The organism is Enterobacter sp. 118C5 (genome assembly GCF_034107645.1).
Lineage (GTDB): Bacteria > Pseudomonadota > Gammaproteobacteria > Enterobacterales > Enterobacteriaceae > Enterobacter > Enterobacter nematophilus.
On the sequence record NZ_JAWNEU010000001.1, the window covers coordinates 518,281 to 531,344 of the forward strand.

Here is a 13,064-nt window from a genome sequence, read left to right on the forward strand (position 1 = left end):
GTCGACATGTTAAGTCAAACGAGAACGCAACATGTCATGGCGAATCAGCATTCTGGATAAAAGCCCCATCGCTGAAAATGAAACGGCTGCCGATGCGCTGGCGCGGACGCTGGCGCTGGCGCAACAGGCAGAAAATCTGGGCTATCACCGCTTCTGGATTGCCGAACACCACAACACTCCTCATCTTGCCAGCTCCTCGCCGGAGCTGCTGATTGCCTGGATCCTCGGGCAAACCACGCGCATCCGCGTCGGATCCGGCGGCGTGATGCTCCAGCACTACAGCCCCTATAAAGTCGCTGAAAACTTTAACGTTCTGGCCGCGCTGGCGCCAGGTCGCGTGGATCTGGGCGTCGGGAAGGCCCCCGGCGGGCTGCCGCTCTCGACCCGCGCGCTGCAGCAGGGGCTGCATCAACATGAAAAAGGCAGCTTTGCCGAACAGCTGGCCCAGCTCGATCGCTGGATCCGTCCTGAAGGTCAGTCTGCGGAGGAAGCCGTGCGCGCCACGCCGCTGCCGCCGGTACCTGCCCAGGGTTTTCTGCTGGGCGCCAGCACCGAAAGCGCGCTGCTCGCTGCATCGCTCGACTGGCACTTCGTCTTTGCCGCGCACCTGAACGGCGACCCGGAACTGCTGCGCGAGGTGGTATCAACCTGGCGTAAGAACAGCGCGCGGGAGGTGATTGTGGCGGTGCAGGCGATTGTCGCGCCGACCCATGCCGAGGCGGACGCGCTGGCGCAGAAGGTCGAAGCATGGGGCGTCGAGCTGGCAAACGGCCAGCGCGTGACCGTCGCCAGCGAGGAACAGGCCTACGCCTTTGCCCGTCAGGCGGGGAGCGAGCCGGTGCGCATTGCCCGTCGGGCGCAGTCGCTTCTGGCAGGCACGGCTGAGTCGGTGCTGGAACAGCTTAACGCGCTGCATGAGCAGTGGGGCATTGACGAATTTATCATCGACACGCCGGTCGCGGAGGGGGCAGCGCGCGTCCAGTCCCTGCGTTTGCTGGCCGAGGCGCGTCTTAACAGGGAGGTCACCGCATGAGCTTCGGCGAACAGCTGATTGCCTGGCGCCGCGAGCTGCACCGGAACCCGGAGCTGTCCGGCCAGGAAGTGGAGACCACCGCGCGCCTGCGCCAGTGGCTGACGAATGCCGGAATACCCCCACAGCCCTACGACCTGCCGACCGGGCTGGTGGCGGAAATCGGGACCGGTGACAAGCTGATTGCGCTGCGGGCAGACATTGATGCCCTGCCAATTGAGGAGCGCAGCGGCGTACCTTTTAGCTCGCAGAGGGCGGGCGTGATGCACGCCTGCGGACACGATATCCACACCAGCGTGATCCTCGGCGCCGCGTTAAAGCTCAAAGAGCGCGAAGCCTCGCTCAACGGCCGGGTGCGGATCCTGTTCCAGCCTGCCGAAGAGAACTTTGGCGGGGCGAAGAGCATGGTGCGCGCGGGGGCCCTCCGTGACGTCCGCGCCATCTTCGGCATGCACAACGAGCCCGGCCTGCCGGTCGGTGAGTTCGCCACCCGCGGCGGGCCGTTCTATGCCAACGTCGACCGCTTCGTAATCCGCATTACCGGCAAAGGCGCGCACGCCGCGCGTCCTCACGAAGGCAACGACGCCATTGTGCTGGCGAGCCAGCTGGTGACGGCGCTGCAGAGCGTTGCCAGCCGCAACGTCAACACGCTGGATTCGGTGGTGCTGAGCGTAACGCGCATTGCCGGGGGGAATACCTGGAACGTGCTGCCGGAAAGCGTCGAGCTGGAAGGCACGCTGCGCACCCACCGCCTGGAGGTGCAGCAGAACGTAAAGGCCCGCGTGGGCGAAATCGCCGCCGGGTTTGCCAGCGCCTTCAGCGCGCAGATTGATATTACCTGGTATGCCGGGCCCACCGCGCTGGTGAACGACGAGCGCTGGGCCGATTTTGCCACCTCGGTTGCCCGTGAGGTGGGGTATGAAACCCGGCACGCGGAGCTGCATATGGGCGGGGAAGATTTCGCGGTTTATTTGCAGTCTGTTCCCGGCGCGTTTGTCAGCATCGGCAGCAATAGCCCGTTTGGTTTACACCACCCGGCATTTAATCCGGACGAAGCATTAATTGAGCCCGCTGCCCGCTATTTCGCACAGCTTGCGGAAAAAGCGCTGCAACACGTTTAATTCTGGAGAGGTAAATATGTCTGCACATCGTCAACTGCGGCTCGGGACCATTTTGCACGGTGCGTCCGGAAATATGTCCGCCTGGCGTCATCCAGCGGCGGTCGCGGATGCCAGCATTAATTTTGAATTTGTAAAAGAGACGGCGTTAAAAGCGGAGGAGGGCAAACTCGATTTTTTATTTGTTGCCGACGGTCTTTATATTAATGAGAAATCCATTCCGCATTTTTTAAACCGCTTTGAGCCGTTAACGGTACTCTCTGCGCTGGCAAGCATCACCTCGCGTCTGGGGCTGGTGGGAACCTTATCCACCTCCTACAGCGAGCCCTTTACCACGGCACGCCAGTTCGCCAGCCTCGATCACCTGAGCAACGGGCGCGCGGGCTGGAACGTGGTGACCTCGCCGCTGGAAGGCTCGGCGAAGAACTTTTCCCGCGAAAAACACCCGGAGCATGCCCTGCGCTACCGCATTGCCGATGAGTACCTCGACGTGGTGAAAGGGCTGTGGGACTCCTGGGAAGGCGACGCGTTCATCCGCAACAAAGAGAGCGGGCAGTTTTTTGACCCGGCTAAACTTCACGCCCTGAATCACCACGGTGACTTCTTCAGGGTCGCCGGGCCGCTGAATATTGGCCGCACCCCGCAGGGGCGTCCGATTGTTTTTCAGGCGGGCGCGTCGGACGACGGAAAAAAGCTGGCGGCGAAACATGCCGACGCCATTTTTACCCATCACGAAACCTTCGAAGAAGCGAAAGCGTTTTACCGCGACGTGAAGCAGCAGCTGGAAACAAACGGCCGCCGCGCGTCAGATTTACATATTTTCCAGGGCGTCAGTGTGATTGTGGGCAAGGACGCCGACGATGTGGAAAACCAGTATCAAACCACCGCGGCGCTGGTGTCGATCAACGATGCCCTCAACTACCTCGGACGTTATTTTGAGCATCACGATTTCAGCCAGTATCCGCTCGACGAGCCGTTCCCGGATATCGGCGACTTAGGCAAAAACAGCTTTCGCAGCACCACCGATGAAATCAAGCGAAATGCCCGCGAGCGCAGCTTAACCCTGCGTCAGGTGGCGCTTGAGGCCGCATCGCCGCGCCCGCGCTTTTCCGGCACGCCGGAGGAGGTCGCCGACGGTCTGCAGGCCTGGTTTGAAGGCTATGCCGCGGACGGCTTCATCATTCAGGGCGGAACGCCGGATACCTTTCCGCGCTTTGTTGACCAGGTAGTGCCTGTTTTACAGGCGCGCGGCCTGTTCCGCACCGACTACCCGGGCACCACGCTGCGCGAGAGTCTGGGCTTAGACCTACCTAAAAACCAGTTCACACAACAATAAAAGAGAACACCGCTATGCAGAAAACAACGCTTATTCTGGCGCTCGCGCTGGCCTTTACCCCTGCCGTCTGGGCAGAGAATGTGAACATCAACGGCACCGGCGTGAGTATCGAAGCCAATAAAACGCCGATCAACACCGCCAAAAACAGCGATGCCGTGGCGCAGCTGCCGAAAGATTATCGCTTTGCCGTGCCGGGGAAATTTACCGTGGCGGTGGCGGGCCTCAATCAACCGCCGCTGACGGTGTTTTCCGACGACAACAAAACGCTGCTCGGCAGCGAGGTTGACGTCGCCCGTCTGGTGGCCGACAGCCTCGGGCTGGAGCTGAACGTGGTGCCAACCTCCTGGGAAGACTGGCCGCTGGGCGTGGCGTCCGGAAAATACGATGCGGCCATCAGCAACATTACCGTTACCAAAGCGCGCAAAGAGAAGTTTGATTTTGCCACCTACCGTAAGGACTCCCTCGGTTTCTACGTGAAATCGACCAGCCCGATCGCATCGCTTCAGAAGGCGGAGGATATCGCCGGGCTGCGGATTATCGTTGGTTCCGGGACCAATCAGGAGGCCATCCTGCTGGCATGGAATGCTGAAAACCTGAAGAAGGGGCTGAAACCGTTTACGCCGATCTACACCAAAGACGATGCGGCGCAAACGCTGGCGCTCCAGTCCGGGCGCGCGGATGCCTACTTTGGCCCGAACGTGATTGGCGCATGGAAGGCGGCGCTGACCGGGAAAACCAAGCTGGTCGGCAGCGTCGACGGCGGCTGGCCGAAGGCGGCGCACATTGCGGTGACGCTGAAAAAAGGCAGCGGCCTGGTTGAGCCGGTGAAAACCGCGCTGAACGGCGTAATCAAAAACGGCGATTACGACAAAGTGCTCAACCGCTGGGGGGAGGGCGTTGAGCGCATCCCGCAGTCAGAAGTGAACCCGGCTGGGCTGGGTGACTGAGGAGGCGCTATGCGTGAACAATTTCGTGACGTCTCGCCGGATGATGCCGAACTCCAGCCCGTTATCGAGGGGCTGTTCGGTGAGTACGCCGCGCGCTACGGGGACTACTTTTCCAAAGATGCCGAGGTGGAGCTCACCGAGTGGTATTTAGCGCCGCAGGGGCTGTTTATCGTGCTGGAGCGCGACGGGAATATTATCGCCACCGGCGCGTACAAGCCCTTCGACGAACGCACCGCAGAAATCAAACGCATCTGGACGGACAAAACCCTGCGTCAGCAGGGGCTTGCCGGGCGCGTGGTGCAGGAGCTGGAGCGCAGGGCGGTGCTGGCAGGCTACAGCCAGATCTACCTGACAACCGGTTTTCGCCAGCCCGAAGCGGTGCGGCTCTATCTCAGCCAGGGCTACCAGCCGCAGTTCGATCTTAACCGGGATCCGGAAGAGTACAGCCTGCCGCCGTTTGACGGTCGGCTGCGCTTCACTAAAACGCTGGTGCGCGAAGCGTTCAGCAAAACCGCATGAGGAACGACGATGAGCAACGTTGAAACCATTAAGGTGGTCCCGGCGCGTTACCCGCTGCGGGCCGTCGGCGCCGCGGTGGCGCTGTTTATACTGGCGGTCGTGGTTCAGTCCGTGGCCTTTAACCCGCGCTGGGAGTGGGCGGTGTTCGCCCGCTGGTTCTTTGACCCGGCGATCCTCGAAGGCGTCGGGCAGACGCTGCTGCTGACCCTGATCGGCACCGCGCTGAGCGTGGTGTTGGGCGGTATGCTGGCGCTGGCGAGACTGTCCTCGTCATGGCTGCTGAGCAGCCTGGCGTGGGGCTACATCTGGCTGTTCCGCTCGCTGCCGCTGATCGTGGTGCTGATCGTTCTCTACAACTTTTCCTATCTCTACGACAGGCTCTCTTTCGGCGTGCCGTTCACCGGCATCACCTGGGGCAGCTTTGAAACCATCAACGTGCTGGGGCAGTTCTCCACCGCCGTGGTGGGGTTAACTCTGGTGCAGAGCGCCTATACCGCAGAAATTATTCGCGGCGGATTCCTCGGGGTCGATCACGGGCAGTACGAAGCGGCTGCCGCGCTCGGCCTGCCGGCCTGGCGACGTACGGTGCGGATAATCCTGCCTCAGGCGCTGCGCACCATTCTGCCGTCCGGGTTTAATGAAATCATCAACCTCGCCAAGGGCACTGCGATGGTCTACGTCCTGGCGATGCCGGAGCTGTTCTACACCATTCAGATGATCTACAACCGCACGCAGGAGGTGATCCCGCTGCTGATGGTCGGTGCCGCATGGTATCTGGCCATTACTACCGTCCTGTCGGCCATTCAGTATGTGGTCGAGCGCGCGCTTGCCCGCAGCGAACGCCGCTCCGCCGTCAATCAGAACCGCGACACCCGCCGCGCCCGTTCCGTTACCACCACGCCAGCACAGGAGCCCGTCCATGCAAGCCTCTCCTGAAGGACACATCTCGATTACCGGCGTCAGCAAGTTTTTTGGCCGCCATAAGGCGCTCGACAACGTTTCGCTTGAGATCCCTCCGGGGTCCGTGACGGTCATTCTCGGGCCCTCAGGCTCGGGCAAATCGACGCTGCTGCGCACCATTAATCATCTGGAGCGCGTCGACGAGGGCTTTATCCAGATAGACGGGGATTACATCGGCTATCGCCGTCAGGGCGATAAACTCTACGAGCTGAAGGAGAAGGAGATCCTCAGGCAGCGCGTCAACGTGGGCTATGTGTTTCAGAACTTCAATCTCTTTCCCCATCTGACGGTGCTGGAAAACCTGATAGAGGCACCCATCGCGCACAAAAAGCTCGGCAAAAAAGAGGCGGTGGAAAGGGCCTACAGCCTGCTGGACGTGGTTGGGCTGCGGGATAAAGCCGATGCCTGGTCCCGGCATCTATCCGGCGGCCAGCAGCAGCGTATCGCGATTGCCCGCGCGCTGGCGCTGCGCCCCCGCGTGATGCTGTTTGACGAGCCTACCTCCGCCCTCGACCCCGAGCTGGTGGGCGAAGTGCTGGACGTGATCAAAAAGCTCGCCCGGTCCGGCACCACGCTGGTGGTGGTCACCCATGAGATCGGCTTTGCCCGTGAAGTGGCGGATCAGGTGGTGTTTATGGTCGACGGAAAAATCGTGGAGCAGGGCAGCAGCGACGAGGTATTGAACCGCCCGTCGCACCCGCGAACGCGGCAGTTCCTCTCCAAAGTGCTGTAAGGAGCGCAGATGAAACAGGCGGTCTACCCGCCTGGGATAACCTGCTCATGGTGCTCTACACTTAGGGTTTTTATCCCTGAGGGGGCAACATGATGAAACTCTATGGCGTACCCGGCTGGGGCTCGGCGATCGGTGAAGTGATGCTCACCCTGGCTGATATCCCTTATCAGTTTGTGAACGTGGACGGGTTTGACCAGCCCGGCCCGCAGCGCGAGCTGCTGCAAAAGCTCAATCCGCTGTGTCAGGTGCCAACCCTGGAGCTTGAAAATGGCGCGATCGTGACCGAAACGGCGGCGATTGCCCTGATGGTGCTCGACCGCTGTCCCGATCTCGCCCCGCCCGTGGGGCAGGCCGAGCGTCAGCAGTTTCAGCGTCTGCTTATCTGGTTTGTGGCGAACGTCTATCCCACGTTTACTTACGCCGACTACCCCGAACGCTGGGTGCCCGATGCGCCGGAACAGCTGCAGAAAAACTGCATCGAGTACCGGAAATCCCTCTATCTGTGGTTTGAAAATCAGCTCAAGGCCGACCCTTTTGCGCTGGGTGAACGGCTGACGCTGCTGGATGTATATATAGCGGTGGCGCGCACCTGGGGGCCTCGCCATGAGTGGTTTGCGACAAATACGCCGAAGCTTACGGCGATTGCGGATACCGTGTGTCAGCTGCCCGAACTGCACAAGGTGTTAAAGGCAAACAACATTATCTGATAACGTGGAATGCTCATACATAACAGGAAGCCTGCATATGCCACACGTAGATATCAAATGTTTTCCCCGCGATCTTAACGACGAGCAAAAAACCGCGCTGGCGGCAGATATCGCCGAGGTGATTATTCGCCATTTGAACAGCAAAGACGGTTCAGTATCGGTTGCTTTGAACCAGGTGAACCCGGAAGACTGGAAAGCCCAGGTATGGGATACCGAAATAGGACCGAAGCTGGACGAGTTAATTAAAAAGCCTGGTTATTCGATGTAATTTTTTTGCCGGGTAGGGTCGTTGTCTTGCCCGGCATCTCCTGCCTCTCATACCTTCATTTCGCAAAAAACGATAAAAATGAGTTTTATCTTATCCGTTACACTTAATGTTTCTGACTGACATTTAATAAATCCTTAGGAAAGATCTCCAGCAGAATCAATTAAGGACAGCAACGTTAAAGGATAATTTTCTCATGACAAAATTACCCCGGTTTTCACCCGCCTTTTTCCACCCTCGCTACTGGCTAAGCTGGACAGGCATCGCCGCGCTGTGGCTCATCATGCTGCTGCCTTACCCGATGCTGTACAGACTGGGACACAGCCTGGGGCGGTTAGCCATGCGTCTGCTGCCGCGCCGCGTCGAGATTGCCCGCCGCAACCTGGAGCTTTGCTTTCCGCAGATGAAAGCAGAGGAGCGTGAATCTTTGCTGCAGCGTAATTTTGAGTCCGTGGGGATGGGGGTAATCGAAACCGGAATGGCGTGGTTCTGGCCCGAGCGGCGGGTGCGGAAATGCTTTACCGTGACGGGTTATGAGCACATGGAAAAAGCCAGAGAGCAGGGAAAGGGCGTGGTGCTGGTGGGGATGCATTTTTTGACGCTTGAGCTGGGCGCGCGGATATTTGGCATGCTCAACCCCGGTATTGGAGTTTATCGCCCAAACAATAATGCGCTGCTGGACTGGCTACAAACGCGCGGGCGTCTGCGTTCTAATAAGACCATGCTGGATCGCCATGATTTAAAGGGCATGATCCGCGCCCTGAAGCAGAATGAAATTCTGTGGTACGCCCCGGATCATGACTATGGCAAAGCCAACAGCGTGTTTGCGCCATTCTTCGCGGTCCCGGATGCCGCCACGACGGCGGGCAGCTATATGCTGGTAAAAAGCGCCAAACCTGCCGTGATCCCGTTCGTGCCGCGCCGCAGGGCGGACGGTACCGGATACGAGCTGATTATTCTTGAAGATATCAGCGCTTCATTGCAGGGCGCGGATAAAGAGTCTGTCGCAACCCAGATGAACCGGGCGATCGAGCGCGCGGTGCTGATGGCGCCGGATCAGTATATGTGGCTGCACCGTCGCTTCAAAACGCGCCCTGAAGGCCAGCCGGACAGGTATGCCCGCCGCAAGCGCGCGGCATCGCGGGTGGATATTCTCTCCGCCGACGACCTTTCTGACCGCTCGGGGGTTCAGCACTAAAAAGCGGCTCTCATCTCGTGCCGGGTGGCGTTGCGCTTGCCCGGCTAACAATGAGCTAAATATCAATAAGCTGTATTTTTCATTTTCCTGCTGTCAGCAGTATCTCCATCAGCCCCGGAAAGCGGGCATCCAGATCCTCTCTTCGCAATGAAATCATGTTCTCCCGCCCCTGAGGGCGCTGCCAGATGACGCCGCTATCGCGCAACACGCGCCAGTGGTGGGTCATCGTTGACTTCACCACGTCGTCCGGGCGCAGCGCGTTACAGCTGAGTTCGCTGCCATCGGCGAGCCGGCGAATAATCGAGAGGCGAAGCGGGTTGCCGAGGGCAAAGAGCACATTTTCCAGCAGTATTTGTTCAGTTTCAGGGTGGTTTGGGATCATCGTTTTCCTGCGCGTGATGTCAGATTGAGCTATATCAACAATAGGTCAACCGTTAAAAAATAGTTCGATAATACTCGTACAATAGGACTATTATAGCAAACGAACGAATGCACGACCATCCCGGTCGTCACAGACAAGTCATGAGACTTAAGGAAATATCATGCCCCGACCCATCCCTCTCGAACGTTATCGCAACATCGGTATCTCCGCGCATATCGATGCCGGTAAAACAACCACCACTGAGCGCATCCTGTTTTATACCGGGATGAGCCACAAGCTGGGTGAAGTACACGATGGCGCGGCAACCACTGACTGGATGGCGCAGGAGCAGGAGCGCGGGATCACGATTACCTCCGCGGCGGTCAGCTGCTTCTGGCCGGGCATGGACAGAGGCTTTGAGCCGCACCGTATCAACATCATCGACACCCCGGGGCACGTGGACTTCACCATTGAGGTGGAGCGTTCTATGCGCGTGCTCGACGGCGCCGTGATGGTGTATGACTCCGTGGGCGGCGTGCAGCCGCAGTCGGAAACCGTCTGGCGTCAGGCCAATAAATATCACGTTCCGCGGCTGGCCTTCGTCAATAAAATGGACCGTCCGGGCGCCGACTTCTTCCGCGTCGTGCGGATGATGCAGGAGCGCCTGAAGGCCAATCCGGTGCCGATTGTCATCCCGGTGGGTGCTGAAGATCGTTTCACCGGCGTGGTCGATCTCATCAAGATGCGCACCATTTTGTGGGACGACGCCACGCAGGGCATGGCGTTCAGCTATGCTCCCGTGCCGGACGATTTAGTCAGTACCGCCCGGGAGTGGCGGGAAAAAATGGTCTCCGCGGCGGCGGAAGCCAGCGATGAGCTGATGGACAAGTACCTGGAGACGGGCGACCTGACGGAGGCGGAAATCATCAAGGGGCTGCGCATTCGCACCATCTCGGGCGAAATCCAGCCGATGCTGTGCGGCAGCGCCTTTAAAAACAAAGGCGTGCAGCGCATGCTGGATGCGGTGATTGAACTGATGCCGTCCCCGCTGGACGTGCCGGCCATTGACGGCGTGGATGAAAAAGGGCAGCACGCGGAGCGTCATCCAAGCGATGACGAACCGTTCTCCGCCCTGGCGTTCAAGCTGATGAGCGACCCGTACGTCGGGCAGCTGACCTTTATCCGGGTCTACTCTGGCGTGCTGCGCAAAGGCGACGCGGTGTATAACCCGGTGAAAGAGAAGAAAGAGCGCATCGGGCGTATCGTGCTGATGCACGCCAACGATCGCCATGAGGTGGATGAACTGCGCGCGGGGGATATCGCGGCCTGCGTGGGGCTGAAGGACGTAACCACCGGCGACACGCTCACCGATCCGAACGCCGTGATCACGCTTGAGCGCATGGAGTTCCCGGACCCGGTTATCTCGCTGGCAATTGAGCCGAAAACCAAAGGCGATCAGGAGAAAATGGGGATCGCGCTGCAGCGTCTGGCGGCGGAAGATCCGTCGTTCCGCCTGCATACTGACGAAGAGTCCGGCCAGACCATTATCTCCGGGATGGGTGAGCTACACCTGGAGATCATCGTCGACCGCATGAAGCGTGAGTTTGGCGTCGAGGCGAATATCGGTCGTCCGCAGGTGACGTACCGCGAAACCCTGCGCAAGGCGGTGAAGGATATCGAAGGCAAATTTGTCCGGCAGTCCGGCGGTAAAGGGCAGTACGGCCATGTGGTCCTGAGCCTGGAGCCGCTGGAGCCCGGAAGTGGTTTTAAATTTGAAGATGCCACCAAGGGCGGCGTGGTGCCGCGCGAGTATATCCCGTCCGTTGAGAAAGGGCTGCGTGAGGCCATGAACAGCGGCGTGCTGGCTGGCTATCCGGTGGTCGACGTCAAAGCGACGCTGACGTTTGGCTCGTACCACGACGTCGACTCCTCGGAGATGGCGTTCCGCATGGCGGCGATCCTCGGCTTCAAGGAGGGCGCTCGCAGGGCGGATCCGGTTATTCTTGAGCCGATCATGCACGTGGAGGTGGAAACGCCGGAAGAGTACGCCGGGAACATCATGGGCGATCTCTCTTCCCGCCGCGGCATGGTGCAGGGGATGGCGGAGCAGTACGGCAGTCAGATTATTCGCGCTGACGTACCGCTGGCGGAGATGTTTGGTTACGCCACCGCGCTGCGCTCGATGTCCCAGGGTCGCGCGACGTATACGATGGAGTTCCATCATTTTGCGGAAGCACCGCGGAATGTTGCGGATGAGATTATTGCGAAGCGTGCGAAGAGTTAATTAATTACACATGGTAGTCGTTTGGCTACCATGTGCTTTTTATACGGCACGGAGATTATGCATGTTACTTAATTAGCGTTGCCGAGCGGACTTTCCATTTCCCTTGTTCTTCAACAAGACAATCTGCAACAACGTGATCTTGTTTCTTACCAAACGCGATATAGACGTTTGTGCAAACGGCGTCAAAATCAGAGTGCAGGACGGTTATCTGATTCCAGTCCTCATCCCAATCCTGTGATTTGATGAACATATCGGCATCGGGCATATCTTTTTCGTTACTGTCACCTGAATACAATTCTTTTATTGCTGCAATTGTCCCCGAGGCAACGTAATCATTCATAATATCTGGGTTAAGTACGGGCGGTTTGTTCTGATCTAACTGCGCGATATACCATTGATTGAATTTAAGCGCCGCCTGTCCGGGTGCATAAACGTTTTCTGCGGCCGCGAGCGGAGAAAGGGCTAAAAGTAAAAAGCAGAGTGTTTTCATTAATCATGCCTGAACAGTTCGTAATGTGGTTGTATGTTGCGGTAAGCCTGCCCTGGGTACAGGGTGCGTTGAACAAAATCGCTGATCCACTGCTGACCATCGTATATGCAAACGTGACCGCTATCATGACCAACAATATTTTGAATAACTGCGACGTCGCCTGCATGGGGTTGATCGTATACCAGGCGGAAGCCTGCGTTGACTAATGTGCGACCCATATATTTTGCCAGATGCGTGTTGGGGATTTTCAATCTGCCACCCGTTCTGATCGCTTCGGTTACGTAGCGAGCACAATAACCCGTGCTCTTGGGTTGCGCGTGGGATTTCGCATATGATATTGCACCATCTTTATTCCATGACATTGATATTTCCTTAATGAAAGTTTGTTTATGCAACAACTTCTGAAATATCCTCCGTTTTACATCATCATGATAAACATAAAATGCCATAGAAATTTTTAATAATTCAGTGGGATATGATTAAGTAAATCAATCCAGCGCTTTCACCATCTTCCCGCTCGCCACAAACGTCCCCGCGCCCAGATGATGCAGAGTATTCAGCTTATCCCCGTCAAACTGCCAGCGTCCGGCGACAAACGCGCGTTCATCCGCTGCTGCGGAAACCACTTCGCCAAACAGCGTATCGTATTTTTCTGCCGCGGAAGTGACGGGTAGTAACCGGCACTCCATCCACGCCAGGCATTTTTCTTCAATCACCGGCAGGCCAAGCTCAGGGCCGTTCACGACCGGGATCCCGTAGCAGTTGAATTTGTCCTCGTCGCGCCCGCTCACGCTACCCACCGCGAACGTCCAGTTGGCCGCCGCCACGCCGGGGATGACGATGCCAAACTTTCCGCTGCGCTCGATCAGCTCGCGTGACCAGGTACTTTTATCCACGACTATTGCGATGCGCGGCGGTTCAAACTCAACGGGCATTGACCACGCGGCGGCCATCACGTTGCGTCTGTCGAGGGATTCATCCCGACTGGTGATAAGCACGGTGGGGCCGTGGTTGAGCAGACGGCTGGCATGACGTAATTCAACAGGGCGAAAGTGGCTCATAGGATCTCCTCATCTACACCGATGAGTATGGCGAAAAAGCACGTAAATCAAAGTG

The 13,064-nt window shown here is 58.2% G+C and carries 13 protein-coding genes and 1 pseudogene; 10 read left to right on the forward strand and 4 right to left on the reverse strand.

Annotation, left to right across the window (positions count from 1 at the left end; translation table 11 throughout):
* The first annotated feature begins 31 nt into the window (after window positions 1-31).
* From UTO39_RS02445 to UTO39_RS02485, 9 genes and pseudogenes are all read left to right on the forward strand, one after another.
* On the forward strand, window positions 32-1,033 hold the full coding sequence (locus UTO39_RS02445; protein ID WP_320726357.1) for an LLM class flavin-dependent oxidoreductase: 1,002 nt from the start codon (window positions 32-34) through the stop codon (window positions 1,031-1,033).
* Window positions 1,030-2,151: an amidohydrolase gene (locus tag UTO39_RS02450; protein WP_320726358.1), complete on the forward strand. Its 1,122-nt coding sequence runs from the start codon at window positions 1,030-1,032 to the stop codon at window positions 2,149-2,151. Before UTO39_RS02445 ends, UTO39_RS02450 begins: the two co-directional genes overlap by 4 nt.
* A 16-nt stretch (window positions 2,152-2,167) precedes the next feature.
* Window positions 2,168-4,431 (forward strand): annotated as a pseudogene (locus UTO39_RS02455) (NtaA/DmoA family FMN-dependent monooxygenase).
* 9 nt (window positions 4,432-4,440) lie between these two features.
* Complete coding sequence (locus UTO39_RS02460; protein ID WP_320726359.1) at window positions 4,441-4,950, forward strand: GNAT family N-acetyltransferase; 510 nt, start codon at window positions 4,441-4,443, stop codon at window positions 4,948-4,950.
* Window positions 4,951-4,959: 9 nt separating this feature from the next.
* On the forward strand, window positions 4,960-5,886 hold the full coding sequence (locus UTO39_RS02465) for an amino acid ABC transporter permease (protein WP_320726360.1): 927 nt from the start codon (window positions 4,960-4,962) through the stop codon (window positions 5,884-5,886).
* Window positions 5,870-6,643, forward strand: coding sequence for an amino acid ABC transporter ATP-binding protein (locus UTO39_RS02470; protein WP_163329568.1), 774 nt, complete (start codon window positions 5,870-5,872; stop codon window positions 6,641-6,643). Before UTO39_RS02465 ends, UTO39_RS02470 begins: the two co-directional genes overlap by 17 nt.
* An 89-nt stretch (window positions 6,644-6,732) precedes the next feature.
* On the forward strand, window positions 6,733-7,350 hold the full coding sequence (locus UTO39_RS02475) for a glutathione S-transferase family protein (RefSeq protein WP_061098114.1): 618 nt from the start codon (window positions 6,733-6,735) through the stop codon (window positions 7,348-7,350).
* Between the two features lie 37 nt (window positions 7,351-7,387).
* Window positions 7,388-7,618, forward strand: a complete 231-nt coding sequence (pptA, locus tag UTO39_RS02480) for a tautomerase PptA (protein WP_320726361.1) — start codon at window positions 7,388-7,390, stop codon at window positions 7,616-7,618.
* 193 nt (window positions 7,619-7,811) lie between these two features.
* Window positions 7,812-8,813: a Kdo(2)-lipid IV(A) acyltransferase gene (locus UTO39_RS02485; protein ID WP_320726362.1), complete on the forward strand. Its 1,002-nt coding sequence runs from the start codon at window positions 7,812-7,814 to the stop codon at window positions 8,811-8,813.
* Window positions 8,814-8,892: 79 nt separating this feature from the next.
* Here UTO39_RS02485 and UTO39_RS02490 read toward each other — a convergent pair whose 3' ends face one another.
* A complete protein-coding gene (locus UTO39_RS02490; RefSeq protein ID WP_320726363.1) occupies window positions 8,893-9,195 on the reverse strand; it encodes a helix-turn-helix transcriptional regulator in 303 nt (100 codons plus the stop codon).
* 160 nt (window positions 9,196-9,355) lie between these two features.
* Between UTO39_RS02490 and fusA the strand changes: the two genes are divergently transcribed.
* Window positions 9,356-11,458, forward strand: coding sequence for an elongation factor G (gene fusA, locus UTO39_RS02495; RefSeq protein WP_320726364.1), 2,103 nt, complete (start codon window positions 9,356-9,358; stop codon window positions 11,456-11,458).
* A gap of 64 nt (window positions 11,459-11,522) precedes the next feature.
* On the opposite strand, the gene UTO39_RS02500 is transcribed toward fusA, so the two are convergent.
* The 3 genes from UTO39_RS02500 to UTO39_RS02510 form a co-directional block, all read right to left on the reverse strand.
* Window positions 11,523-11,948, reverse strand: a complete 426-nt coding sequence (locus UTO39_RS02500; protein WP_320726365.1) for a DUF3828 domain-containing protein — start codon at window positions 11,946-11,948, stop codon at window positions 11,523-11,525.
* A complete protein-coding gene (locus tag UTO39_RS02505; RefSeq protein ID WP_320726366.1) occupies window positions 11,948-12,310 on the reverse strand; it encodes a CHAP domain-containing protein in 363 nt (120 codons plus the stop codon). Before UTO39_RS02505 ends, UTO39_RS02500 begins: the two co-directional genes overlap by 1 nt.
* A gap of 126 nt (window positions 12,311-12,436) precedes the next feature.
* A complete protein-coding gene (locus UTO39_RS02510) occupies window positions 12,437-13,009 on the reverse strand; it encodes a flavin reductase family protein (RefSeq protein ID WP_061098118.1) in 573 nt (190 codons plus the stop codon).
* Between the last annotated feature and the right edge of the window lie 55 nt (window positions 13,010-13,064).